Annotated in this window: 24 protein-coding genes; 14 read left to right on the top strand and 10 right to left on the bottom strand. The window is 71.4% G+C overall.

The window, feature by feature from the left end:
* The first annotated feature begins 92 nt into the window (after window positions 1–92).
* Window positions 93–2168, top strand: a complete 2076-nt coding sequence (locus tag OG966_RS20940) for a PhoX family protein (RefSeq protein WP_326655301.1) — start codon at window positions 93–95, stop codon at window positions 2166–2168.
* A gap of 123 nt (window positions 2169–2291) precedes the next feature.
* On the opposite strand, the gene OG966_RS20945 is transcribed toward OG966_RS20940, so the two are convergent.
* Together OG966_RS20945 and OG966_RS20950 are read right to left on the bottom strand one after the other, a co-directional pair.
* Window positions 2292–3251: a hypothetical protein gene (locus OG966_RS20945; RefSeq protein ID WP_326651271.1), complete on the bottom strand. Its 960-nt coding sequence runs from the start codon at window positions 3249–3251 to the stop codon at window positions 2292–2294.
* A gap of 20 nt (window positions 3252–3271) precedes the next feature.
* On the bottom strand, window positions 3272–4747 hold the full coding sequence (locus OG966_RS20950) for an APC family permease (protein ID WP_326651272.1): 1476 nt from the start codon (window positions 4745–4747) through the stop codon (window positions 3272–3274).
* Between the two features lie 258 nt (window positions 4748–5005).
* Between OG966_RS20950 and OG966_RS20955 the strand changes: the two genes are divergently transcribed.
* Entirely contained in the window at window positions 5006–5401 is a 396-nt protein-coding gene (locus OG966_RS20955) for an RNA-binding S4 domain-containing protein (protein ID WP_326651273.1), read from the top strand.
* Between the two features lie 74 nt (window positions 5402–5475).
* Here the strand turns inward: OG966_RS20955 and OG966_RS20960 are convergent, their stop codons facing one another.
* Window positions 5476–6285 carry an MBL fold metallo-hydrolase gene (locus tag OG966_RS20960; protein WP_326651274.1) on the bottom strand — a complete coding sequence of 270 codons (810 nt, stop codon included), beginning with the start codon at window positions 6283–6285 and terminating at the stop codon, window positions 5476–5478.
* A gap of 12 nt (window positions 6286–6297) precedes the next feature.
* Window positions 6298–6480: a hypothetical protein gene (locus tag OG966_RS20965; protein ID WP_326651275.1), complete on the bottom strand. Its 183-nt coding sequence runs from the start codon at window positions 6478–6480 to the stop codon at window positions 6298–6300.
* 127 nt (window positions 6481–6607) lie between these two features.
* Between OG966_RS20965 and OG966_RS20970 the strand changes: the two genes are divergently transcribed.
* The 5 genes from OG966_RS20970 (at window position 6608) to OG966_RS20990 (ending at window position 11778) form a co-directional block, all read left to right on the top strand.
* Entirely contained in the window at window positions 6608–7330 is a 723-nt protein-coding gene (locus tag OG966_RS20970) for a TetR/AcrR family transcriptional regulator C-terminal domain-containing protein (protein WP_326651276.1), read from the top strand.
* 114 nt (window positions 7331–7444) lie between these two features.
* Window positions 7445–8464, top strand: coding sequence for an endonuclease/exonuclease/phosphatase family protein (locus OG966_RS20975; protein ID WP_406731403.1), 1020 nt, complete (start codon window positions 7445–7447; stop codon window positions 8462–8464).
* A 66-nt stretch (window positions 8465–8530) separates the two neighbouring features.
* Window positions 8531–9475 carry an NADP-dependent oxidoreductase gene (locus OG966_RS20980; RefSeq protein ID WP_326651277.1) on the top strand — a complete coding sequence of 315 codons (945 nt, stop codon included), beginning with the start codon at window positions 8531–8533 and terminating at the stop codon, window positions 9473–9475.
* Between the two features lie 26 nt (window positions 9476–9501).
* Window positions 9502–9747, top strand: coding sequence for a DUF2630 family protein (locus OG966_RS20985; RefSeq protein ID WP_326651278.1), 246 nt, complete (start codon window positions 9502–9504; stop codon window positions 9745–9747).
* Window positions 9748–9807: 60 nt separating this feature from the next.
* Complete coding sequence (locus OG966_RS20990) at window positions 9808–11778, top strand: FUSC family protein (protein WP_326651279.1); 1971 nt, start codon at window positions 9808–9810, stop codon at window positions 11776–11778.
* A gap of 227 nt (window positions 11779–12005) precedes the next feature.
* Here OG966_RS20990 and OG966_RS20995 read toward each other — a convergent pair whose 3' ends face one another.
* Both OG966_RS20995 and OG966_RS21000 read right to left on the bottom strand, forming a co-directional pair.
* Window positions 12006–13361: a flavin monoamine oxidase family protein gene (locus OG966_RS20995; RefSeq protein ID WP_326651280.1), complete on the bottom strand. Its 1356-nt coding sequence runs from the start codon at window positions 13359–13361 to the stop codon at window positions 12006–12008.
* Window positions 13362–13602: 241 nt separating this feature from the next.
* Window positions 13603–14430 (bottom strand): hypothetical protein, encoded by an 828-nt coding sequence (locus OG966_RS21000; RefSeq protein WP_326651281.1) that lies wholly within the window; start codon window positions 14428–14430, stop codon window positions 13603–13605.
* A 226-nt stretch (window positions 14431–14656) separates the two neighbouring features.
* On the opposite strand from OG966_RS21000, the gene OG966_RS21005 reads away from it, so the two are divergent.
* Window positions 14657–15031 carry a hypothetical protein gene (locus tag OG966_RS21005; RefSeq protein WP_326651282.1) on the top strand — a complete coding sequence of 125 codons (375 nt, stop codon included), beginning with the start codon at window positions 14657–14659 and terminating at the stop codon, window positions 15029–15031.
* A 166-nt stretch (window positions 15032–15197) separates the two neighbouring features.
* Here the strand turns inward: OG966_RS21005 and OG966_RS21010 are convergent, their stop codons facing one another.
* The 3 genes from OG966_RS21010 to OG966_RS21020 are packed head-to-tail and all read right to left on the bottom strand — an operon-like array spanning window position 15198 to window position 17401.
* The gene (locus OG966_RS21010) at window positions 15198–15650 is read right to left on the bottom strand and encodes a universal stress protein (protein WP_326651283.1); all 453 of its coding nucleotides are present in this window, start codon (window positions 15648–15650) and stop codon (window positions 15198–15200) included.
* A gap of 45 nt (window positions 15651–15695) precedes the next feature.
* On the bottom strand, window positions 15696–16322 hold the full coding sequence (locus OG966_RS21015; protein WP_326651284.1) for an FMN reductase: 627 nt from the start codon (window positions 16320–16322) through the stop codon (window positions 15696–15698).
* A 2-nt stretch (window positions 16323–16324) separates the two neighbouring features.
* Complete coding sequence (locus OG966_RS21020; RefSeq protein WP_326651285.1) at window positions 16325–17401, bottom strand: LLM class flavin-dependent oxidoreductase; 1077 nt, start codon at window positions 17399–17401, stop codon at window positions 16325–16327.
* A gap of 144 nt (window positions 17402–17545) precedes the next feature.
* On the opposite strand from OG966_RS21020, the gene OG966_RS21025 reads away from it, so the two are divergent.
* Window positions 17546–17674: a DUF6126 family protein gene (locus OG966_RS21025; RefSeq protein ID WP_326651286.1), complete on the top strand. Its 129-nt coding sequence runs from the start codon at window positions 17546–17548 to the stop codon at window positions 17672–17674.
* A 21-nt stretch (window positions 17675–17695) separates the two neighbouring features.
* On the opposite strand, the gene OG966_RS21030 is transcribed toward OG966_RS21025, so the two are convergent.
* Window positions 17696–18481, bottom strand: coding sequence for a bestrophin-like domain (locus tag OG966_RS21030; RefSeq protein WP_326651287.1), 786 nt, complete (start codon window positions 18479–18481; stop codon window positions 17696–17698).
* A 121-nt stretch (window positions 18482–18602) separates the two neighbouring features.
* Here OG966_RS21030 and OG966_RS21035 point away from each other — a divergent pair, with 121 nt between their 5' ends.
* The 5 genes from OG966_RS21035 (at window position 18603) to OG966_RS21055 (ending at window position 23067) form a co-directional block, all read left to right on the top strand.
* Window positions 18603–18980, top strand: a complete 378-nt coding sequence (locus OG966_RS21035; RefSeq protein WP_326651288.1) for a hypothetical protein — start codon at window positions 18603–18605, stop codon at window positions 18978–18980.
* Between the two features lie 455 nt (window positions 18981–19435).
* The gene (locus OG966_RS21040) at window positions 19436–21463 is read left to right on the top strand and encodes an NADPH-dependent 2,4-dienoyl-CoA reductase (RefSeq protein ID WP_326651289.1); all 2028 of its coding nucleotides are present in this window, start codon (window positions 19436–19438) and stop codon (window positions 21461–21463) included.
* A gap of 31 nt (window positions 21464–21494) precedes the next feature.
* Window positions 21495–22034: a PadR family transcriptional regulator gene (locus OG966_RS21045; protein WP_326651290.1), complete on the top strand. Its 540-nt coding sequence runs from the start codon at window positions 21495–21497 to the stop codon at window positions 22032–22034.
* 116 nt (window positions 22035–22150) lie between these two features.
* Window positions 22151–22333, top strand: coding sequence for a hypothetical protein (locus OG966_RS21050; RefSeq protein ID WP_326651291.1), 183 nt, complete (start codon window positions 22151–22153; stop codon window positions 22331–22333).
* 77 nt (window positions 22334–22410) lie between these two features.
* The gene (locus tag OG966_RS21055) at window positions 22411–23067 is read left to right on the top strand and encodes a class I SAM-dependent methyltransferase (RefSeq protein ID WP_326651292.1); all 657 of its coding nucleotides are present in this window, start codon (window positions 22411–22413) and stop codon (window positions 23065–23067) included.
* Window positions 23068–23129: the final 62 nt, after the last annotated feature.

A 23129-nucleotide genomic window follows, 5' to 3' on the forward strand; every position in this document is an offset into this window, starting at 1 on the left:
ATGGCTGCCGCATTGCACACATGCGCACCTAACGTCGCGGCCGGACATATTCCGACACCATGTCGGCGCAGGGTGCGCCGGAGGAGGACGAAGTGCGCAAACTGCTGCCGCTGTTGAACACCAACCCCCACGGGGGCGGACGTTCCGCTCTCACCTGCCGGTACCGCTGCGGCGACGCCTGCTTCCACGAGGTGCCGAACACCAGCGACAACGCATATGTCGGCGATGTCATCGCGAGCGTGCTCTCCAGACGTTCTATGATGCGCGCCGCCGCCGTCGTGACCGTCGCCGCTGCCGCCGGCAGCGCGACCGTCATCGGGACGGGCGGCGGGGCGCGGGCCACCGCCGCGCCCGTCGGCTCCGAGGACCGCCACGGGACCGGCCACGGCGGCAGGACCGACGGCGCCCGCGGCCTGCGCTTCGCCGCCGTCCCGCCCAACAAGGACGACCAGGTCACCGTTCCCGAGGGCTACTCCCAGAACGTCGTCATCCGCTGGGGCGAGCCGATCCTCCGCGGCGCCCCCGCCTTCGACTCCGACAAGCAGACCGCCACGGCGCAGGCGGGCCAGTTCGGCTACAACAACGACTTCCTGAGCCTGCTCCCCCTCCGCGGCGAGCACGGTCGCCAGGTCCTCGTCGCCAACCACGAGTACACCGACGAGATCCTGATGTTCCGCGGCTACGACCCGCAGAACCCGACGCGCGAGCAGGTCGAGATCGCCTGGGCCGCGCACGGCCTGTCCGTCGTCGTGGTCCAGGAGGAGCACCGCAGCGGCAGGCTCACCCCGGTCACCCGCCACCCGCTCAACCGCCGTCTCACCGCGACCAGCGAGTTCAAGGTCACCGGCCCGGCCGCGGGCAGCCCCCTGCTGCGTACGAGCGCCGACGGGACCGGTACCAAGGTGCTCGGCACGCTCAACAACTGCGCGGGCGGCACCACCCCGTGGGGCACCACGCTGCACGGCGAGGAGAACTTCAACCAGTACTTCGCGGGCGGGTCGAGCGCCACGGACAAGCGGTACGGCATCGGCACCGGCGCCACCGAGCGGAAGTGGGAGCGTTTCGACAAGCGCTTCGACGTGGCGCAGGAGCCCAACGAGCCGCACCGCTTCGGGTGGGTCGTCGAGCTCGATCCGTGCGACCCCGACTTCACACCCCGCAAGCGCACCGCGCTGGGACGCTTCAAGCACGAGGCCGCGCAGCCGCGGCTGACCGCCGACGGGCGCCCCGTGGTCTACATGGGTGACGACGAGCGCTTCGACTACTTCTACAAGTTCGTGTCGAGCAAGCGGATGAAGAAGGGTTCGAGCCGGGCCGCGCGCGAGCACAACCTCACCCTGCTCGACGAGGGCACGCTCTACGTGGCCAAGCTGACCGGCGACAGCCCGGCCGCGGAGATCGACGGCACCGGCAAGCTCCCGGACGACGGCGAGTTCGACGGCAGCGGGCAGTGGATTCCGCTGGCCACCGGAGACAGGTCCCACGTTCCCGGGATGACCGCCGAGGAGGTGTACGTCTTCACCCGCCTCGCCGCCGACAAGGTGGGCGCGACCAAGATGGATCGCCCCGAGGACGTCGAGCCGTCGCCGCGCACCGGCCGTGTCTACATCGCGCTGACCAACAACACCGACCGCGGCAAGCCCGGCAAGGCCGCCGCCGACGAGGCCAACCCGCGCAACCTCAACAAGCACGGCCAGATCCTGGAGCTCGCCGAGCACTGGGACGACCCGGCCGGCGACGGCTTCGCCTGGCGGCTCTTCCTGGTCGCGGGCGACCCGAACGACCCCGCCACCTACTTCTCGGGCTTCCCGAAGGAGAAGGTGAGCCCCATCTCGTGCCCGGACAATGTCGCCTTCGACCCGCACGGCAATCTGTGGATCTCCACGGACGGTAACCAACTGGGCTCCCACGACGGCCTGTTCGGTGTCGCCACACACGGCGAGCGGCGCGGTGAGCTCAAGCAGTTCCTGACCGTTCCGAGCGGCGCCGAGACCTGTGGCCCGCTCGTCCAGGACCGTCGTGTCCTGGTCGCGGTCCAGCATCCGGGCGAGATCGACGGCGCGTCCGTCGAGAAGCCCGCGAGTGTCTGGCCCGACGGACCGGGCAAGATCGTCCGCCCGTCGGTCGTCGCGGTCTGGCGCAAGGACGGCCGGGACATCGGCGTCTGACCGCAGACCCGGAACGTGATCACTGGGTGGCGCGTACCTGTGCGCGCCACCCCGTGCTGTCTCTCGCCGGAGTCAACCCCGGACGCATTCCCGGACGCCCGGTCCTCTCCCCACGGGCGGCCGTCAGCGCAGGCCCGCCCCGAGCCGGAACCGGGTGAACTGTTCCTCCGCGTCCCCCGTGTACGACCACGGCACCCGCGCCGCCTGCCTCCCCAGTAGCTCGAACAGCTGCGCGGCCTCGTCGTTGAGCCCCGCGTAACAGGCGGCGTGCGCCAGGTAGTTCAGCTCACCGATCTCCTCCGGCGCCGCCGGGCCGCCTGTCCGACCGCCGATCCAGCGGTCCCAGGTGCGCCGTACCTCGGTCACCGCCAGCTCGTGGTGCCAGTGCCGGCCGAAATCCCGTACCGGTGCCCGGCCCCGCGCGCCCTCGGCGACATAGCGGTACTCCTCCACCCGCGCGACCTGCACCAGCACCGGCAGCGGCGAACCGGGTGGCGCCGCGCCCGCAGCGTCCCTGGCGAAGTCGTACATCGTGCCGTGCGTGCCGTGCCAGCGGGCCGAGTAGTAGCGCAGCAGCTGCACATGGCCCTCAATGTTGTACGGGTCGCGGCGGCGCAACTCGTCCCACCAGCGACGCAGTTCACGCCGCTGGATGCCCTGCTCGTACAGGCGCGCCACCGTCAGCAGCGACACCCACGGCATGGGGTCGGCCGGGCGGGCGTCGGCCGCGCCCAGGCAGGCCATCACCGCCACATCGAGCCGTGCGTGGTCGAGACCGACGCCGCGGCCCACCTCGATCGCGTGGTTGAAGACCCGTACGACCTCCGTCGCCGCCCGCAGCACCGCCACGTCCGGGTTGCCGGGCTCCGCCGCCCGCCAGTTCTCCACGGCGGAGGAGCCGGCCGCCGCGTGTGCCAGCAGCCGCAGCCGGTGTGTACGCAGCGGCCAGTCGTCGCCGGTGGCGCTCAGCAGGTCACGTACGCCCTGCCAGCGGCCGATGACGATGTCGTGCAGAGCCTCGGTGAGCGGGCGGTCCCCGAACGCGGGGTCGAATTCGGGGACGAAGCGGCGGCGTGCGGCCATCTGCGGCACTTCCCTGCTTCTCAGAAGTCCGTGGCCAGCGACTTGTCGGCGTAGTCGGGGTGCCGGGAGGCGGAGTTGGCGTAACTCTCCTGTGTCTCCCTGGCCAGCGACGCGTCCAGCCGGGCGGGACGGTAGTACGCACTGCCCTGCCGCCAGTACCGGATCATCGGCACCACACCGATGGCGAGACCACCGAGGCCGATCCCTGTCGACGCCGCACTCAGCTCGCCCAGCGCCTCGAAGAAGATCCAGAGCATGAACAGCGCTCCGAGCAGCGGCCAGGCGCCGCCGAGGACGAAGTCCCGTACCGACCCCAGAAGGGTTCTGCGGTACGCGACGACCGCCGCGATTCCCGCCAGACCGTAGTAGAACGCGATCTGCAGGCCGATCGCCGCGACGGCCGCGGCCAGCACATCGCCGACCGAGCCGAGCGTGGTGGAGGCCACGAACATCGCGAGCGCCACCGCGCCGACGACGGCGACCGCCACCCACGGAGTGTTCCACCGGCGGTGCACCGTGCCGAGCGCGGCCGGCATGGAACGGTCCCTGCCCATCGCGAACAGCGAGCGCGTGACCTGGATCAAAGTCGTCTCGAGCGTGGCGACGGTGGACAACAGCACCGCCACGACCAGGAGTTTTCCGCCGACGCCCGGCCAGATCGCCTCGCCGAGTGCGCCCAGCACATTGGCGCCGCCGGCCTTGATGTCCTCGGCGGTCAGGATCACATTCACCGCGATCGTGAACGCCTCGAAGAGAAGGAAGACGACACCGACGCCGACAAGCGCCGCGAGACCGGCCGTGCGGCGGCTGTTGCGGGTCTCCTCGCTGAGGTTGCTGGTGACGTCCCAGCCCCAGTAGTAGAAGGTCGCGATCAGCGCGCCCGACGCGAAGCCGGAGGCTCCGTCGAAGTGCGAGAAGCCGAGCCAGGACCAGTCGAAGGCGGCCGCGGCCCCGTGGTGCAGCAGCGCGGCGAGGATGAAGAACAGCAGGATCGCCAGCTCGACACCGGACATCAGCAGCTGCGCACGTACGGTCAGCCGGGCGCCGCCCAGGACGACCAGCAGCATCGCCAGGAACCAGGCCGCGCCGACCGCTGTCGCGAGGACGGTGCTCTCGGCGAGGGACGGATCGAAGAGCGCGAGCGTCATCGCGCCGGCCGGCAGCGAACCGGCCACCATGAATATCGTCGCGGAGACGACGAGCGCCCAGCCGGACAGGAACCCGAGGAAGGGATGGAGGGTGCGGCCCACCCAGGAGTAGCTGGCGCCCGCGTTGATGTCGATCCGGCCGAGCCTGCGGAAGGCCAGGACGATGCCGAGCATCGGTATGGCGCAGTACAGCAGTGCGGCCGGTCCGGCGAGACCGACGGAGGCGAAGAGTACGGCGCTGGTGGCGGCGATCGAGTAGGCGGGGGCGCTGCCCGCGACGGCCATCACGATGGTGTCGAACGTGTTGAGGACGTTGGGCTGAAGCCCTCTGCCGGAGCTGCTGCGCATGGAATTCTCCGAATGCCCATGGGACGAATGCCCTTGTGCCGCACGACATATGTCGGCATGTAAGAAACGAACGCCCGCTCCGGAGTGAAGGCCTCCGTAAAGGGAGAACGTGCGCATCGTAGTCGGATGTGCGCGGTGAGGTGAGGGGGTGGGGCTTCCCCCGCCCACAACAGGCTGGATGACGTCATGGGCCGGTTCCCTCGTGCTCCGTAGTCATTGCCCGTGCGGCCGGCGGGGGCAAAATCGTAGAGTCGGTACATGGCTGCAGAGGTTTCGGACGAGGGCACCGTAAGGATCGACGCGTGGATCTGGTCGGTCCGGCTCACGAAGACCCGCTCCCAGGCGGCGTCCGCCTGCCGGGCAGGCCATGTCCGGGTGAACGATGAACGGGTGAAGCCGGCGCATACCGTGCGGTCGGGGGACAAGGTGCGCCTCTTCCACGCGGGGCGGGAGCGGCTGGTGGTCGTCTCGAAGATCGTCCGGAAGCGCGTGGGCCCGCCGGTGGCGGCCCAGTGCTACGTGGACAACAGCCCGCCGCCACCGCCGAGGGAATTCGTGGCACCCGTGGCGGTACGGGAGAGGGGAGCGGGCCGCCCGACAAAGCGCGACCGCCGCGAAATGGAACGCCTCCAGGGCGGGCTCCCGAAGGCATAGGAGACCCGGGCGGGCGCCTGTGCCCCGCCCCGTGGTGCGGGATCCCGTGCGTGGGCTCCGGACCCGGGCCCGCGTCAGTGCACGCGACCGAGCCTTTCCGCGCCGAACAGCGCGAACTCGTGCGCGTCGTGCGACGAGAAGATCCGGATCAGCCTCGGGTCCGCACGCCGCAGCTCCCGCAGCCGCTCCAGCTGCGTCAGCCGCTCACCGTGGTTCTCCGCGACCAGCCGCTGGTGCAGTGCCACCGGGCGCGGGCAGCGCGGTCGGCGGGTGTCGATCTCGCCGTGGAAGAAGTACGCGTCGCCGGCGTGCAGCAACCACCGCTCCGGCTCCTGCACGGCCACCCCGCAGTGCCCCCGGGAGTGCCCCGGCAGTGGCACCATCAGGATGTCCGGTGAGCGCAGCACCCGTGCCGCCGCGAAGCCGTGCCAGCTGGAGTCCGCCGTGTCGTGGACGACCCACCGCGGACCGTGCGCCCACTGGGCCGGGACATAGCGACTGGAGTCCTGACGCGACTCGCGTCGCATCGCCGCCCGGTACTCGTCGGCCATCACATGGACCCGCGCGTCGGGGAAGTCCGCGAGACCGCCGGCGTGGTCCTGGTCGAGATGGGTGACGATGATGTCCTGTACGTCGTACGGGTCGTAACCCAGCGCCCGGATCTGATGGACCGCCGTACGGGAGAGATCCAGTGTCGGCCGCATGGTCCGCCGGAAGAACGGCCCGAGCCGCCGCGGGTCCGAGATATCAGCGGCGCCCAGACCCGTGTCGACCAGGACGAGGCCGCTGCCCGTCACCACCAGCAGGCAGTGGGCGACCAGTGGGGCGCCGCCGACCGGGTGCATCGGGGCGCAGTCGAGGTGGTGGACGACGGGCAGAGACATGCGAGGCTCCGGCTACGCGGGGAAGGGAAGGGACGACGCGAGGCCGAGCTGGGTGAGGATCGTCGCGGTGTCGAAGTAGACGCGCTCGCAGACCGGTTGCTCGTCCTCGAAGAGGAACACCGCCGGCGTCAGGCAGCGGGAGGCGCGTCCGGCGGGTGGGACGAGGACGAGAGCCTCACGCGTTTCCTTCGTCATTTTGCGGGCCCTCCAGGCCGGTTGCTCCCGTACTTACGCCGTAAGTACGGGACCGAGAGAAGCACTTACGCTGTAAGCCGTCAAGGAGGACAGCAAGAGTCCGCGAAACCCCCCCAGGAGCCACCCGATGTCTGACGGAAGACCCCGTCAACCACCCACGGAGCGCGGCACATCGGCTCACCGGCCGCCGGCCCGCGAGCCGTTGTGCCGTGAGCGGATCGTCGGCGCCGCGCTCCAGATCATCGACAACGAGGGCGTGGACGCGCTCTCCATGCGCCGGATCGCCGCCACCCTCGGCGTCCAGGCGATGTCGCTCTACAACCACGTGGGCGGCAAGGAGGACGTTCTCGACGGGGTCACGGAGTACATCACCACGGACATGCAGCTGTCCCGGCGGTCCGGCGGTGGCTGGGAGGACGGCATCCGCTCGGTCGCGTACGCATTCAGGCGCTCGTCACTGCGTCACCCGCGCGCCTGCGAGCTGGTTCTCACCCGCCAGCTCTCCTCCCCCGGAGCACTCCCGACCATCAACTGCTCTCTCTCCGTCCTGCTCGACCACGGTTTCGACGAGGCAGCCGCCGTGCATGCCCTGCGGCTGCTCATCGCCTTCCAGGTCGGCTCACTGCTGCGGGAGTTCCATTCGCCCTGCTTCAAGGGGGAGGAGGAGTCGGCCGTACGGGAGCGCGCGGCGCATCTCGAGGACTCGGGATTCCCGGCGGTGGCGAAGCTCGCGTCGAAGCTGGCGGTGATCGACCACGAGGCGGAGTTCACCTTCGGGCTCGAGCTGCTGATCAACGCGCTGCGCCGGTACGCCCCCGGGCAGTCCGAGGACGCCGGGCCCTCCCGGTGAGTTGCGGCGCATCGCGACAGCCGCAACGAAGTCGCCGAGACTGACGTCCTTGCTACCGACGTCCTTACTGTGGAGTGACTCGACCGTCTCAGCATCCCGCGCCCGGAGGCCGGATTGGACAGCGCCCTCTCGACGGCGGCCCCTGCCGCCGGGCCGGATGCCCCCTTCCACCCCTCGCGCGTGCGCAGCGCCGCCGCCTGGTCGGCGACCCTGCTGCTGATCGCCGCGAGTGTGGTGGCCGGCTGCCGCGTCGCGGACACCGACGGCGTCACCCCGGTGCCGCAGCTGCTCGCCTTCCTGCCCTGGCTGCTGCTGCCGGCCGGGGCCGCCCTGCTGCTGGCCCTCCTCGCGCGGTGGCGCACCGGCATGGTCTGGGCGGTCGCGGTGCTCGCCGTCATCGGCTGGTTCGTCAGGCCGTACGACACCGGGCTGACCGACGATCCGCCGGGGCCCGTCGTCGCCCGGCTCGAAGTGCTCACGTCCAACGTCGAGTTCGGCAACGCCACCGAGGGACTGCTGGCCGCCATCCGCCGCGAACAGCCCGACCTGGTGTTCGTCCAGGAATGCGACCCCAGATGCGCGGACGCGCTCGCGGCACAGGTCTCCCGCGGCGACTATCCGCACCGCACCGTCGTCGAGGGCCGTGCGGCCAGCGGCTCGGCCATCCTCAGCAAACTCCCGCTGCGCGCCGCCGCGGGCATCGACGGCACGCTCGCCATGCCGGGCTCGGTCGCCGTCGTCGGCGGCCGGACCGTGAACCTCCAGCTCGCCCACCCGCTGCCGCCCATCCCCGGCGCCGTCGCCGACTGGCGGCGTGAGCTCGGCATGCTGCGTACGTACGCCGCCGGGGTGGAGGGACGGCCGGCCCTCGTCGCCGGCGACTTCAACGCCACCCAGGACCACGATGCCTTCCGCCGGATCCTCGACGCCGGAGATCTTCGCGACAGCGCCACCCTGGTGGGCGCGGCCCGCATCCCGTCCTGGCCGTCCGCCGTCCGCAGACCGCTCGGCGCCCAGATCGACCATGTGCTGGTCAGCGAGGACTTCTCGGTACGCAAAGCCCGCTTTCTGGACCTGGCGAACACCGACCACCGGGCGTTGCTCGTCCAGCTCGAACTGCACGACGTGCGCTGACCGGCCGCCCGGGTAAGAGTGGGGACGTGGTGAGACCGGGGGGCCGTACATCAGGAGGCGTTCCGGATGCGCGCTGTCGCCGTCAAGGCGTTCAAGGCCGAACCCGAACTGATCCAGGTGCCGAAACCGGAGCCCGGCGTGGGCGAGGTGCTGGTGAAGGTCGAGTACGCGGCGCTCAATCCGTCCGACCGGGACTGGGCAGACGGAATACTCGAGGGCCTGGCACCGCATGTGTTCCCGCTGGTCATGGGCGTGGACTTCGCCGGCAGGGTGGATGTCGTGGGTCCGGGCGACAGCCGCTTCCGGGTGGGCGACGCCGTCTTCGGGCAGGCCGCGCGCCCGCCGGTCGGGACCGGGACGTACGCGGACTACGTGACCATGCCGCAGGACGGCCCCATCGCCTTCGTACCGGACGGGCTGCCGCTGAAGACCTCGGCACTGCTGCCCACCTCCGGGATGACCGCCGCGCAGATCCTTGAGGCGGCGGGCGTACGGGCCGGGCAGAGCCTGCTGGTCATCGGCGCGGCGGGCGGCGTCGGCAGCTTTCTGACGCAACTGGCCGCCGCGCGCGGCGTACGGGTGCTCGCGGCTGTGCGCGGCGACGAACAGCGGCGGATGACCGCGCTCGGTGCCACCGTCACCGTCGACACCACCGCGCACGATCTGGCGGCCGCCGTACGGGACGCGGGCCCGGACGGCGTCGACGCCCTGGTCGATCTGGTCTCCGTGGACCCGGCCTCCTTCTCCGCGAACGCCGCGCTCGTACGTCCAGGAGGCCGGGCGCTCACCACTCGTTTCGCCGCCGGAACCGCGTGGCTCCCGGCCGGCGTCGAGGGTGTCGACTTCCGGCTGAACGCCTCGCCGGCGCTGCTCGACATCCTCGCCGCCGCGGCCGCCGACGGTTCACTGAAGGCACCGGTCGACGCCGAATTCCCGCTCGAGAAGGCTCCGGACGCGCTCGCGCAGAGCCGTGCGGGCGGCGCGCGCGGCAAGACCGTCCTCGTCCTCTGAGACTCGTCCCTCCGAGAGCAGGTGTCATGGACAACGACCAGATACTCGGCAACATCACCGCACTCGTCGCGGAGGAACGCTCCCTGCGCGAGCGCTCCGGCCGGCAGCTCGGTCTCGACGCCGACGAACAGGCCCGGCTGCACTCCGTCGAGGTACAGCTCGACCAGTGCTGGGACCTGTTGCGCCGGCGCCGCGCCAAATCGGAGTTCGGCGACGACCCGGACACGGCCGAGGTCCGGCCCGCCGACGAGGTGGAGGACTACCGCGGCTGACCGTCCGGCCCGGGCCCCGTGCGCAGGAGTTGCGCCGGACGGCTTCTTCGGGGTCTTTTGATGACCATGGGCGAAGACAAGGGCGGGACAGGGACGCGGGCGGGACGGCTGACGCCGCCGGACTGGCTGGTGAAAGGCCTGCTTCCGCAGACCGCCCCCATCCCCTGGGCCGCCGTCGCCCGCGCCGCCGTCGCGCTGTCCGCGCCTCTCGCGATCGGGCTCGCCGCCGGGAAGCCCATGTATGGCGCACTGGTGTCGATGGGCGCGCTCTCGGGCGTCATCGGCGACACCGCCGACTCCTACCGGATGCGCATCTTCAACATCGCCGTCCCGCAGCTCTTCGGCGCGGTCGGCGTCACCCTCGGAACCCTCGTGTACGGGGAGGGCTGGCAGGCGGTCGTCGCGGTGACCGTCGTCGCGCTGGTCTCCGGGATGATCTCGTCGATCGGCGCGGTGGCGTCCGTGTCCGGGCTGCTGCTTCTGCTCAACACGGTGGTGGGCGCCGGGCTGCCGATGCCGGAGCCATGGTGGAAGCCCCCGCTGCTGCTCAGCCTCGGCGGGCTCTTCGTTCTCGTACTGTCGCTGCTGGCCTGGCCGTTGCGCGGCCGGGAGCCGGAACGGGCAGCGGTTGCCGCGGCCTACGCAAGCGTCGCCGAACTCTTCGCGTCGGCGGGCACCGCGGCGTACGACGAAAAGCGCCAGGCCGTCACCCAGTCCCTCAACACCTCCTACGACCTGATCCTCGCCCGCCGGGCCCACGACCACGGGCGCAGCAGCCCGATGGTCCGGCTGCTCGCCCAGCTCAATGTGCTCATCCCGCTCGTCGAGGGCGCCGCGGCGGCGCATCGCTACGGCCGGGCCTCCCGCCGCCCCGAAATCGCCGCTGCCGTACGGGACTTGGCGGACGCGGTCGCAGAGGGCCGCAGCGAGCCGCCCGAGCTGGCGCTCCCCGAGCCGGAGGGCCCGGCCGACCGCGCCGTCGACACCGCTCTGCGGTACGCGGCCACCGTCGTGCACAAGACCGACCCCGACCCGTACAACGTGGACGACCGGCTCGGCCGGCCCGCGGCGCTGCGCGTGCGAGTCCGGCGCGTGTCCCGCGACGTGATGCTTTCCGAGGGGTCCTGGCGGTACGGGCTCCGGCTCGCGCTCTGCATAGGTCTGGCCCAGTCCCTGGTGTCCTTGGTGCCCGTGACCCGCTCGTACTGGGTGGCGCTCACCGTCACCTTCGTCATGAAGCCGGACTTCGGCTCGGTCTTCTCCCGCGCGGTGCTGCGCGCGCTCGGCACGGCGGCGGGCCTGCTCGTCGCGGCGGCGGTGCTCTCGCAGGTGCCGCGCGGCTGGTGGGACGTACCGGTGATGATGGTGCTCGCGGCGCTCATCCCCGCCTTCTCCGCGAAGGGGTACGCCTTTCAGACGGCGGCCGTCACACCCGTGATCCTGCTGCTCTCCGACGTCCTCAACCACCAGGGCTTCAACCTGGTCGTGCCGCGTCTGGTGGACAGCCTCATCGGCTGCGCGATCGCGCTGGTGGCGGGCTATCTGCTCTGGCCGGAGAGCTGGCACACCCGTATCGGCGACCGGCTGGCGGCGGCGGTGGCGGAGACGGCGGGCTATGTGGGGCACGCGCTCGGGGCGGATGAGGACCAGGGGGAGAGGGTGCGCAGGCGCCGCCATATCTACCGTGATCTCTCGTCCGTGCGGTCGGAGTTCCAGCGGGCCCTGACCGAACCGCCGCCGGTGGGGGCGCGGGCGGCAGCGTGGTGGCCGCTGGTCGTCGCGGTCGAACGGATCGTGGACGCGACGACGGCGGCGCGGGTCCGGGTGGACCATGGGGCCGAGCCGCCGGCGCCGGCCGAGGTGACGGACATCGAGCGTCAGCTGCGGGAGCTGGCGGAGGGGCTGCGGTCGAACGTGGTCCTGGTGAAGGTGCGGACGGAACTGGAGGGCGACGAGCAGGGGGTGCTGGCGCCGCTGCGTCAGGAGGTGAAGGCGGCGAGGGCGATCGCCTCACCCGAGCGGCCCGCCTGACCCGAGGCCGGGGCCGGGCCTGAGGCCGGCACCTTGAGCGTCACCGGCACCCTCCTGCCGGGTCCGGCCGGTGCAGCGGACCCGGTCGTCCGACACCGCGGCCGGCCCGTGCCCGGTCCTCGTGGAGCGTGGCGGCCCGACACGACGGCGGTATCACCGGTGGGACGACATCATCCCGCTCGGCAGTCCCGGCACCGGCGCCGACAAGCCCGGCGCCGGGCGCGCGATCAGAGGGCCGCCAGCACCTCGCCGGCCGCCCGCTCGCCCGAGCGCACTGCCCCCTCCATCAGCCCGTGCATCACCGTTGCCGTCTCCGTGCCCGCCCAGTGGATCCGGCCCACCGGCCGGCGTAGCGCCGGGCCGTAGTTGGTGAGCACGCCCGTGGGGAAGTGGCCCACCATCCCGCCCAGCGACCACGGCTCGGCGGACCAGTCGGTTTCCAAGTAGCCACTGGGGGTGTGAGCCTGCGGGCCGAACCGCTCGGCGAGCGCGTTCAGCCACACGTCCCGCCGCTCCTTGGGCTCCAGGCGGCCCAACTGCACGGCGCCGGGTCCGAACGCGTAGCTGCTGAGCACTCCCGGCCGACCCGAGCGCGGTGTCTGGTCGATGGTGATCCCGACCGGTGACTGGGGTGCCAGCGTCTGTCCCGACAGGTGCTGCTCCCGCCAGAACGGCTCCGGGTATGTCGTGAGCACCCGGAGGATCGCGCCGGGCACCAGCCGCTGCCGCAGATGGCTGTGGTCGGGGGGCAGCGGCGGGTCGAAGGCGATCCGGCCGGCCAGCACGGGCGGGGTCGCCACGATCACCCGCCGCGCCCGTACGGTGAGCGCGTCGGAGTGGACCTGCACATCGGTGCCGTTGTACGTGATCTGCCGGACCGGGGACGACAGGTGCACCGCCTCACCCAGCCGCTCGGCGATCCGCCGGGCCAGCTCCGGCGCCCCGCCGTCCACCAGGTGGGTCTCGGTCTTCCGGGTGTCGGTGTAGTAGTTGAAGCTGCCGCCGCCGCGGGCCAGGACCAGCGCCCCCAGCAGCGAAACTTCCGCCGGATCGGCGCAGAACAGCAGGGTCATCGCTGACGTGAGAAGGGTGCGGGCCTTCTCCGACGGCACGTTGTGCGGCTGGGAGATCCACTCCCCGAGCGTGCGGGCGTCCAGCGTGCGGGCGCCCCGGGCCTGCCAGGGGGCGTCGGCCGGAAGCCGCCGCGCCATCCGGTTCAGGCGCATGAACGCGAGGCCCAGGGAGGCGACCGCCACCGGTCCGATCCTGGGGATCAACCCCCGGTAGCGTTGGCTGACGCCGTCCAGGAGCAGGACCTGGTCTCCCTGCTCGTACTGGGGGTACACGTCCATGCCCAGCTCCCGGCAGAGCTGGAACATCCGGTCCTGGCCCTTGCCCAGCCAGGTGCCGCCCGCCGAGACGACCGTGCCGTCCGGCATCTCCCGGTTCCACACGCGCCCACCGACCCGGTCCCTGGCCTCGAGCACCACCACGTCGCGGCCGGCCTGTGTCAGCTCCCGCGCGGCGGCCAGACCCGCGAAACCCGCACCTACCACGCAGACGTCCGCTTCCAGGCGTTCCATGGCTCACCTCCACGGTGCAGTTTTCCCGCCCGCCGCCTGTAGCGCCCGGCGGGGACACCCATCCGAGGAGGATTCGGGACCCGTCCGACGGTCCATCGGATCCAGGTGGCCCCGCCCCGAATGCTGTGACCGGAAACGACGCTTCATCGGCCACTTCGAGCGTGTGGCCGGCCCCGGGACCGGGCGGGCTCGGGCCCGGCGAGGCCCGATGAGCCCGGTTCACTCAGGCCGTTCAGGCCGCTCAGCCCGCTCGCGCCACTCGGCCGCGGCGGCGGTCCACCAGCCAGGCGGCCAGCGCCAGCGCGAGCCCGGCCGCCAGGACCCACCACGCCGTCGTGCGGAGCGTCGCCGTCAGCGCGTCGTACACCGCGCCCGCCGCCGGCCGGTCCACGTCCGGCGGCAGATCGTCGAGACAGACCCCGCGCCAGACCGCGACCGCGACGCCCAGCAGCACCGCGCCCACCGCGAGCGCGAGGCCGAGTCCGACCAGCGCCCGCACTCTGCGTACGGCGAGAAGAACCCCGGCCGCCGCGATCAGTGCCGTCGCCACCGGCAGCCACAGTCCGGCGATCCCCAGCCCGTGGAAGACGTCGCGGACCGTGCCGAGCTTGCCGGACTCCAGGATCGTGATCCGGGTGTGCTCGACGGGGATCTGGTCCACGAACGGCACGCCTTCGTCGGAGAGTTGCTGCTTCACCCGCTGGGTGACGGGCGCCAGATCGATGCTGACCGCACTGTCGCCGCCCTCGGCCAGAGCGTCTTCGACGGCGGTGTGGGCGGCGCGGTTGACGGTGTTCCAGACGCCTTTGAAGGCGGCGGTGCCGGCGAAGGAAAGCACGGCTTCCCGCACCAGGCTCTGGACGCCCTCCTGGAACGGGCCTGCGTCCGTCCTCTTCCTGACCTCGTCGGAGATCCGGACGGCGACGGCGTTCTGCACGCGGGAGTCCGAGGCGAGCGGCTCCATCGTGGCGACATAGTTGTCGGTGTCGCCGATCTCCTGGTCGACCCAGACGGCGAGCGCGCTCAGCGGAGTCAGGACGGCCACCAGGACGATCAGCAGCGCTGACACCGTTGAGAGGAAGCTCCGCACTCCTCAAGGGAACGCGGGCGGAGCCGCGGGCGCGAGCGGTGCGCCGCCGACCGGGGGCCGGAGATCGGGCGCCTTCCGGGCCGGCCGTCGAAACGGTTCGCCGAATCGGCCCGCCGAATCCGGGGCTGTCCTCTGACTTGCCGGGCGACGGGCGCGGGTGTGCCCTGAGAGGAGGACGCGGGGGACGAGAGGGAAGGAGTCCGCCATGGCCGCACATGCAGCGGTGCCTGCACGGCACCACGGTTCTCTCGGCTGGGCGATGCCCGCCGCCCTGGGCGTGGTCTACGGCTTCTACGCGGCGTTCGTCGAGCGCGACGGCGGGGCCATCACGGGTGGTGACGTCCTGCTCGGCGTGGTCGCCGGCGTGGTTTTCGCGGCACTCGCGTACACGCTGGGCCGGTTCCAGCAGTCAATGCCGCGCGAGCTGCGCGCGGCAGCGTACGGGGCGCTGTGCGCCGCATCGATGGGCTACCTGATCAGCCTGGCCGGGGGGAGTGTGCTCAGGTCGGCGGCCATCGCGCTGGCGACCGGTGCGGGGATGGGCCTCGCCACCTTCTACATCTTCTACGAGCGGGAGTAGGGCCGGGCGCGACCCGTTCCTTCATGCGCCGCGCGGCCGCCGGACCGGATCCGGCGGCCGCGCGGCGCCGTCCCACGCTCTGTGGGTGGGGACCGGAGACACGAAGAGGGAGGCGCGGCGGCGCTGCGCGAAGCCGGGACCCCGGCCCTTGCGACGGCTCCCGGCCTCAATCCGTCCCGGAGTCCGGCTTGCCCCGCACCACGACCACCGGGCACGGCGCGTGCTGGGTGACGTGCAGGCCGACCGAGCCGAGCAGCGTCGACTTGAAGCCGCTGTAGCCGCGGTTGCCGACCACCAGCAGCGAGGCGCCGTCGGCCCGGTCGATCAGGGCCTGTGCGACGTTCCCGATCATGACCGTCCGGGTGATCGCGGCGGCCCCCTCCGCGCCGAGGGTCTCCTTCAGGGAGTCGGCGAGGATCTGGGCCGCCAGGGCCTCCGGGTCGAAGTCCGGGGGCACGCCCGGCACCATCGACGCCCAGCCCGCCGCCGGGTACTCCCAGCTGATCACGGCCTCGACCGGGTCGCCGGTCAGTTCGGACTGCCGTACGGCCCAGCGCAGCGCCCTGATCGACGGCGCGGAGCCGTCCACGCCCACGACGATCCTGCCTGCGTCTGCCATACCTGCCACCTCCGGTGCGTAGCCCTATGCAAAGCCTACGCAAAATCAGACAAACTGGGTCACCGGTGAGGAGCCGGCCGGCGCACCGGCGGGCACGCCGACAGCCGCGCGCGCAGGTGAACCCGCGGTCATCAGCCCGGCGAGCTCGCGGCCCGCGCGCGCGATCCGTTCCGGCAGCGTGTCCGTCAGGGCGTCCCCCGTGCCGCCCCAGTCCTCCGACGCCGCGTACACCGCCGTCGGCGTGACCAGTGCCCGCAGATGGGCGAAGAGCGGCCGCAGCGCGTGCTCCAGCACCAGCGAGTGCCGGGCGGTGCCGCCCGTCGCGGCGATCAGTACCGGCTTCCCGCTCAGCGCGTCGGGGTCGATCAGATCGAAGAACGACTTGAACAGGCCGCTGTACGAGGCGGTGAAGACGGGCGTCACGGCGATCAGGCCGTCCGCCCCCGTCACCGCCTCGACCGCATCGGCGAGCGCCGGTGCCGGAAACCCGGTGACCAGGTTGTTGGCGATGGCGACGGCCAGCTCGCGCAGTTCGACGACGCGCACCTCCACGTCCACGTCGCGCTCGCCGAGCCCGCTTCGTACGGACTCCGTCAGCCGGTCGGCCAGCAGCCGGGTCGAGGACGGCACGCTCAGCCCGGCCGACACCGCGACCAGCTTCAACGTCTCCACGGTTACGCCTCCTTCGTGAGCAGTGCCGGGTGCAGCGGCGCGGTCCGGGGCACGCCGGCCGGCCGCAGGTTCGCGAACTCCTTGCGCAGTACGGGTACGACCTCCTCGCCCAGCAGGTCGAGCTGCTCCAGCACCGTTTTCAGCGGCAGCCCCGCGTGGTCCATCAGGAAGAGCTGGCGCTGGTAGTCGCCGAAGGTCTCGCGGAAGGTCAGCGTCTTCTCGACGACCTCCTGCGGCGAGCCCACGGTCAGCGGGGTCTGCTCGGTGAAGTCCTCCAGCGAAGGCCCGTGTCCGTACACCGGCGCGTTGTCGAAGTACGGCCGGAACTCCGCAATCGCTTCCTGCGAGTTCTTCCGCATGAAGACCTGTCCGCCGAGCCCGACGATCGCCTGTTCCGGCGTCCCGTGCCCGTAGTGCGCGTAGCGGTCGCGGTAGAGGTTCACCAGCTTCTGGAAGTGCTCCTTGGGCCAGAAGATGTTGTTGGCGAAGAATCCGTCGCCGTAGTACGCGGCCTGCTCGGCGATCTCCGGAGAGCGGATCGAGCCGTGCCAGACGAACGGCGGGACTCCGTCCAGTGGCCGCGGCGTCGAGGTGAAGCTCTGCAGCGGCGTACGGAACCTGCCCTCCCAGTCCACGACGTCCTCGCGCCACAGCCGGTGCAGCAGCGCGTAGTTCTCGACGGCGAGCGGGATGCCCTGCCGGATGTCCTGTCCGAACCACGGGTAGACGGGGCCGGTGTTGCCGCGCCCCATCATCAGGTCGACGCGGCCCTCGGCCAGGTGCTGGAGCACCGCGTAGTCCTCGGCGATCTTGACCGGGTCGTTGGTGGTGATCAGCGTGGTCGAGGTGGAGAGGATGATCCGCTCGGTCTGCGCCGCGATGTGCCCGAGGAGCGTCGTCGGCGAGGACGGCACGAACGGCGGGTTGTGGTGCTCGCCGGTCGCGAAGACGTCCAGGCCGACCTCCTCGGCCTTGCGCGCGATGGCGACCGTCGCCTTGATCCGCTCGTGCTCGCTCGGCGTACGGCCGGTGGTCGGGTCGGTCGTGACATCGCCGACCGTGAAGATGCCGAACTGCATGGAGGTCACCTTTCGGGTTCTCGGTCTCCGCGACCGTTGGTTGAATATCGAACCAAACCCTGTAACGGTGACCCCCGTCCCCCTATTCCTGCTCGTACCCTGGTGCGGGGACACTCGACGTGCCGGACCGGCTGGAGGACTGCGGTGAGCGAGAGCGAGAGCTGGAAGGAGCGGGGCGTCGCCCTGCGTGTCTTCGTCTATGTCTTCGCCACTCACCTCTTCGCCGGCTTCGTGTGGATCCTCTTCTACGTGGGAGGGCACGCGCAGAAGTGATCGGCGGCAGTGCGGAAGCTGTCAGCCCGGCCCCGCGGCGCTCGTGAACAGCTGCTGGAAGGCGCCCGCGGAGTCCTGGCCCGACCTCCCGAACGGGGCGTCGAAGTCCCAGACCAGGAAGAGAAGGAAGGCGATCAGGGCGCTGAACAGCCCGGCCAGCAGCAGCTCCCGGGGTGTGCGGCCGATCTGCAGCGTGAAGATCAGGCCGACCGTCACCAGCGCGCCCGTGATCAGGCCGAACCACACGACGCCCGGCAGTGTCTCTCCGGCGTTCTGCACGCGGGCGTTGCGCGCGTCGTCGGCGACGGCGATCTGGTCGACGAGCGGCTGGTACGCCTGCGCCTCGAGCTCGTCGGCCGGTTTCCGCTCGGTGATGTCCGCGCGTACGACGCCGAGCAGCTCCGCGCCCCGGCCGGAGAGCTCGTCGTTGTCGATCATCCGCGGCCACTCCTCGTCTACGACATGGGAGACGTAGCGGTCGATGTCATTGCGGAGCTTGTCCTGTACGGCGGCCGGATAGACCTGGGCCCGCTGGGTGATCTCGTGCAGCGCCTGTGCCTCGCGGCGTACATCGTCCTGCGCGGCGCCACGCGCCTCCCAGACGCCCGCGATGGCCAGACCGAGCACGATCGCGTACACGACGCCGACCATCATCGTCATGTACTCGAGGACGTCGGGGGTTTCGGTGGGGTCGTCCTCCCCCGTGGCCCCGGCTTTGCTGAGCCTGCGCTGCCTGAGCACCGTGATGACAAGGACGACGGCGCAGGCGGCGGCCATCGCGCCGGTCAGGGCCAGCCATTCCGACATGAGGGTTCTCCGTATCGGGGTGTGGGGGGTGAGGCGGTGCGTGTGTCAGGCGCCGCCGCGCCGGGATGCGGCGGACCGTGAGCGGGGCCGTAGCACCGCTGCCGCGAGCACGGCCGGTGTGGTGATCACCAGCATCATGATCACCAGGGGCGTCCCGGCGACGAACGGCTTCCCGGCCGCCCGGCGGTGGTTGCGTACGGCGAGGACGCGGGGCCGCTCGGGACCTGTACGGGCGACGGGAGCGCGCGGGGGCGCGGAAGACGTCCTGGGCGCGGGCTCCGTGGGCCGCGGCGTCGGTGGCGGTGGCGGTGCCACTGCTGGCGCCACGGGCGGCGGGGGCACGACCGGAGGCGTCGCGGTCGGGCCGGGCGTGGGCGGCTCCGGTTCGGGCGGCGGCGTGCTGGTCGGTGGGGCGCTGGTCGGTGGAGTTCCGGACGGTACGGGCGTCGGCGGCACGGTGGGGGCCGGTGTCGGGGGCGGCGTGCAGTCGCCCAAGTAGATCGATGCCGATAAGGAAACCGATGAGGACACCGATACCGACAGGCACACCGACACATCGGCAACACCTGACACAACGTCGGCGACACCGGCCCCGACCCCCTGCGAGCCGAGAATCGCCGCGATCCCCAGTGCGCTCAACTGCCCATATCCCGCCACACGGGCACGTTATGTCCGTTCGGACCGGACCGGCATCCCGTTTCACTCGTACGACTGATCAGCACATTTGTCGGACCGTCAGGCAATCGACGGCCCGTCGGCCGCTCGGTGCGTGAGGCGACGGAACGCTCGGACGCCTACGCCGGGCCTGCCCTCCTCCAGTGCCCCGCCGACGCGGTACGGGCGGCGCGGCGGCCCTCCGCGGCATCGCCGGAAGATTCTTTTGCACTTTGTTGCACAATCGCTCTCGGCCAGCTAGAACTGGGATGGACGACCCCTGCGCGAGGAGGCGCCCCGATGAGCCCGACCCCGTACCCGCATCTGCTGAGCCCCCTCGACCTGGGGTTCACGACCCTGCCCAACCGGGTGCTCATGGGCTCGATGCACATCGGCCTCGAGGAGGCCGAGCGCGGCTTCGAGCGGATGGCCGCCTTCTACGCCGCCCGCGCCCGCGGCGGCGTCGGCCTCATCGTCACGGGCGGCATCGCCCCGAACGACCGGGGCCGTCCGTACGAGGGCGGCGCCAAGCTCACCACCGAGGCCGAGGCGGAGCAGCACCGGGCCGTCACAGCCGCCGTGCATGCCGAGGGCGGCCGGATCGCGATGCAGATCCTGCACTTCGGCCGGTACGCGTACCACGCCGACCTGGTCGCGCCGAGCGCTATCCAGGCCCCCATCAGCCCGTTCGTCCCGCACGCCCTGACCGACGCCGAGGTCGAGGAGACCATCGAGGACTTCGCACGGGCGGCAGAGCTGGCGAAGTCCGCCGGGTACGACGGCGTCGAGATCATGGGCTCCGAGGGCTACTTCATCAACGAGTTCATCGCGAGCGCCACCAACCACCGCACCGACCGCTGGGGCGGCTCGTACGAGAACCGGATACGGCTTCCGCTGGAGATCGTCCGCCGCACCCGTGAGCGCGTCGGCCCGGACTTCATCCTGATCTACCGGCTCTCCATGCTGGACCTGGTGCCCGGCGGCTCCTCGCTGCAGGAGGTGATCACGCTCGCCAAGGAGATCGAGGCGGCCGGAGTGACGATCATCAACACGGGGATCGGCTGGCACGAGGCCCGTATCCCGACCATCGCGACCTCGGTGCCGCGCGGCGCCTACACCTGGGTGACCAAGAAGCTGATGGGGTCCGTCTCCGTCCCGCTGATCACCAGCAACCGCATCAACACCCCGGAGATCGCCGAGCAGTTGCTCGCCGAGGGGCGTGCGGACATGGTGTCGCTGGCCCGGCCGTTCCTCGCCGACCCCGAATTCGTCGCCAAGGCGAAGGCGGACCGCGCGGAGGCCATCAACACCTGCATCGGCTGCAACCAGGCCTGTCTGGACCACACCTTCAGCGGGAAGATCACATCCTGCCTGGTCAACCCGCGTGCCTGCCACGAGACCGAACTCGTCCTCTCGCCGACCCGGCTGCGCAAGCGCGTCGCCGTGATCGGCGCCGGCCCGGCCGGGCTCGCCTGCGCCGTCTCGACGGCCGAGCGCGGACACGAGGTGACCCTCTTCGACGCGGCGGACGAGATCGGCGGACAGCTGAACATCGCCAAGCGGATCCCGGGCAAGGAAGAGTTCAACGAGACGCTGCGGTACTTCCGTACGCAGCTCGAACTCCACGGCGTGGAGGTCCGGCTGGGCACCCGCGTCACCGCGGACGACCTCGCGCCGGCCGCGTACGACGAGATCGTCGTCGCCACCGGAGTCACGCCGAGGACCCCCGAGATCCCGGGCGTCGACCACCCGAGCGTCCTCAGCTACCTCGACGTCCTGCGCGACGGCGCGCCCGTCGGCGAGCGCGTCGCGGTCATCGGCGCCGGCGGAATCGGCTTCGACGTGGCGGAGTTCCTCACCGACGGCGGCGAGGGCGCGAGCCTGGACGCCGCGACGTACTTCCGCCAGTGGGGTGTGGACACCGACTACAGCGCGCCGGGCGGGCTGACCGCTCCCGAGCGGTCGGCGCCGCCGCGCTCGGTCCACCTCCTCCAGCGCAAGGCCGGCAAGGTCGGCGCGGGTCTCGGCAAGACGACGGGCTGGATCCACCGCACGGAGCTCAAGCACCGGGGGGTCCAGATGACCGCCGGGGCGACGTACGAGCGGATCGACGACGAGGGCCTGCATGTCAGCGTCGACGGCGCGGCCAGGGTCGTCCCCGTCGACACGGTCGTGCTGTGCGCGGGACAGGAGCCGCAGCGCGCGCTGTACGAGGAGCTGAGCGGCGCGGGCCACTCCGTGCACCTCATCGGCGGGGCGGACGTGGCGGCCGAGCTCGACGCGAAGCGCGCCATCGACCAGGGCACACGGCTGGCGGCGACGCTCTGAGACGCCGGCGCCGGATACCTAGGATCGAGCCATGTCCCTCCCGCACGCGATCCTCACGGCCCTGCTCGAAAAGCCCTCGTCGGGGCTGGAGCTGACCCGCCGCTTCGACAAGTCGATCGGCTACTTCTGGTCGGCCACGCATCAGCAGATCTACCGCGAGCTGGGAAAACTGGAGCAGGCGGGCCATATCCGCGCACTGCCGTCGGCGCAGCCGACCCGCGGGCAGAAGAAGGAGTACGAGGTCCTGCCCGCGGGCCGTGAGGAGCTGACGGCGTGGGTCGCCAGGTCCGAGGACCCGAAGCCCGTCCGCGACCCGCTGCTGCTGCGGCTGCGTGCGGCGGGTGTGGTCGGCAGCGGGGGGCTCGAGGAGGAGCTGGAGCGTCACCTCGCGATGCACCGGAGGCAGTTGGCCGAGTACTCGGAGATCGAGGCGCGCGACTTTCCGCCGGAGCGGCTGTCGAGTGAGCAGGACAGGCTGCGGCACATGGTGCTGCGCGGGGGTATCGAGCTGGAGACGTTCTGGACGAAGTGGCTGACCGACGCGCTGGAGGAGTTCGGGCGGACGCCGTGACGGTCGCGATGGCGGAGGCCGCCGGGCGCCGCGACTGTCGCCGTGACAGGTGCCGCCTCACCGGACCGGCCGATCGCCGACATGCGGTACCTGACGACCCGTGAGATTGTCGCCAGATGACTGATTCCCTGATCGCCGCCTGCTGCGCGGCCGTGTTCGCGCTGCTCCTGACCTCTGTTCTCGGTCTCGCCCGCGCCGGTGGCAGCGACCCGTCGGCCGAGGCGCGTTCCGTGACGCTCGCGGTGTACGGCGCTGTGGTCGCCGTGGTGACACTCGGCCTGCTCATCATCCTGGCGTGAGGTCACGGCAGACGTGTGCACCCCCCGGCGGCCGGTGCCGGCGGCCGTTGTCAGTGGCTGCTGAGAGGCTCGGTGTCATGACCGACCCCGCCGCTTCGATCACCGACTACTGGGACGCCGCCGCGTCCGCCTTCGACGACGAGCCGGACCACGGACTCCGCGCCGGACCGACACGTGCCGCATGGGCCCGGCTGCTGGGCTCCTGGCTGCCGTCGCACCCGGTGGACGTTCTGGATGCCGGCTGCGGCACCGGATCCCTCTCCCTGCTGCTCGCCGAGGCCGGACACCGGGTGACCGGCGTCGACCTGGCGCCGCGCATGGTCGAACAGGCGCGTACGAAGCTCGCGGCCGTCGGCCATGCGGCCCGTTTCCTGGTCGGGGACGCGGCGATACCGCCGACGGGCGACCGGCGCTTCGACGTCCTCCTCTCCCGGCACCTGGTGTGGACGCTGCCCGACCCCGAGGCCGCGTTGCACGAGTGGGTCACCCGTCTGCGACCGGGCGGCCGTCTGGTGCTGGTCGAGGGCCGGTGGCGCGAGGCCGGACAGAAGGGAGTGCCCTATGTGCCGGAAGCAGCGTCCCTGCCGTGGAACGGCGGAATCGGCGCGGCGGAACTGGCCGCCGCCGTACGCCCGCTCGTGGCGGACCTGCGCGTCGAACCGCTCAGCGGCGACCCGTACTTGTGGGGCGGCCCGGTGACCGACGAACGGTACGCGCTGATCGCCGAGATCTGACGGGCACGGCATGCAGCTCGAGGGCGCATCCTGGTAGCCGAGCCGCACGCCGTCACGCCGGG

Source organism: Streptomyces sp. NBC_01750, from assembly GCF_035918095.1.
GTDB lineage: Bacteria > Actinomycetota > Actinomycetes > Streptomycetales > Streptomycetaceae > Streptomyces.

Bases quoted from the DNA above. Each gene is read 5' to 3' on its own strand.
- OG966_RS20950 (WP_326651272.1), bottom strand. From the start codon at position 4,747: ATGCGCAGCAGCTCCGGCAGAGGGCTTCAGCCCAACGTCCTCAACACG.
- OG966_RS21055 (WP_326651292.1), top strand. From the start codon at position 22,411: ATGACCGACCCCGCCGCTTCGATCACCGACTACTGGGACGCCGCCGCG.
- OG966_RS20970 (WP_326651276.1), top strand. From the start codon at position 6,608: ATGTCTGACGGAAGACCCCGTCAACCACCCACGGAGCGCGGCACATCG.
- OG966_RS20990 (WP_326651279.1), top strand. From the start codon at position 9,808: ATGACCATGGGCGAAGACAAGGGCGGGACAGGGACGCGGGCGGGACGG.
- OG966_RS21005 (WP_326651282.1), top strand. From the start codon at position 14,657: ATGGCCGCACATGCAGCGGTGCCTGCACGGCACCACGGTTCTCTCGGC.
- OG966_RS21020 (WP_326651285.1), bottom strand. From the start codon at position 17,401: ATGCAGTTCGGCATCTTCACGGTCGGCGATGTCACGACCGACCCGACC.
- OG966_RS20945 (WP_326651271.1), bottom strand. From the start codon at position 3,251: ATGGCCGCACGCCGCCGCTTCGTCCCCGAATTCGACCCCGCGTTCGGG.
- OG966_RS21040 (WP_326651289.1), top strand. From the start codon at position 19,436: ATGAGCCCGACCCCGTACCCGCATCTGCTGAGCCCCCTCGACCTGGGG.
- OG966_RS20985 (WP_326651278.1), top strand. From the start codon at position 9,502: ATGGACAACGACCAGATACTCGGCAACATCACCGCACTCGTCGCGGAG.
- OG966_RS20995 (WP_326651280.1), bottom strand. From the start codon at position 13,361: ATGGAACGCCTGGAAGCGGACGTCTGCGTGGTAGGTGCGGGTTTCGCG.
- OG966_RS21010 (WP_326651283.1), bottom strand. From the start codon at position 15,650: ATGGCAGACGCAGGCAGGATCGTCGTGGGCGTGGACGGCTCCGCGCCG.
- OG966_RS21030 (WP_326651287.1), bottom strand. From the start codon at position 18,481: ATGTCGGAATGGCTGGCCCTGACCGGCGCGATGGCCGCCGCCTGCGCC.
- OG966_RS20965 (WP_326651275.1), bottom strand. From the start codon at position 6,480: ATGACGAAGGAAACGCGTGAGGCTCTCGTCCTCGTCCCACCCGCCGGA.
- OG966_RS20960 (WP_326651274.1), bottom strand. From the start codon at position 6,285: ATGTCTCTGCCCGTCGTCCACCACCTCGACTGCGCCCCGATGCACCCG.
- OG966_RS20980 (WP_326651277.1), top strand. From the start codon at position 8,531: ATGCGCGCTGTCGCCGTCAAGGCGTTCAAGGCCGAACCCGAACTGATC.
- OG966_RS21045 (WP_326651290.1), top strand. From the start codon at position 21,495: ATGTCCCTCCCGCACGCGATCCTCACGGCCCTGCTCGAAAAGCCCTCG.
- OG966_RS20955 (WP_326651273.1), top strand. From the start codon at position 5,006: ATGGCTGCAGAGGTTTCGGACGAGGGCACCGTAAGGATCGACGCGTGG.
- OG966_RS21050 (WP_326651291.1), top strand. From the start codon at position 22,151: ATGACTGATTCCCTGATCGCCGCCTGCTGCGCGGCCGTGTTCGCGCTG.